Annotated in this window: 1 pseudogene; it reads left to right on the top strand. The window is 77.3% G+C overall.

The annotated features are described in order from the left end of the window. Positions 1-273: pseudogene (locus R0J87_RS20360) on the top strand (hypothetical protein); the annotation flags it as partial.

Here is a 273-nt window from a genome sequence, read left to right as displayed (position 1 = left end):
CTGCGGGCCGTGCTCGCCGACCTGCGGCGGGATCTCGCGGCAGCGGCACCGCACGCCTCCCTGATGCTCTCGACCTCGGACGACGGCCCCGGCTCGTCGAATCCGCAATCGTCGCCGAACGGCGGCGGCTCGGCGAACGGCAACGCGGCGAACGGGAATGCGGCGAGCGCGGGCGGCGGCCAGGCCCGTGGCGACGCCCCCGCCGACAGGAACGCGGCCGCGCGGCCGAACCCGGCCGTCGTCCCCTCCGCACCAGACGGCGCACCATCCGTC

The sequence above is a fragment of the Halomonas sp. SIMBA_159 genome (assembly GCF_046536035.1).
GTDB lineage: Bacteria > Pseudomonadota > Gammaproteobacteria > Pseudomonadales > Halomonadaceae > Vreelandella > Vreelandella venusta_A.
This window is presented reverse-complemented; position numbering and strand designations above follow the sequence as displayed.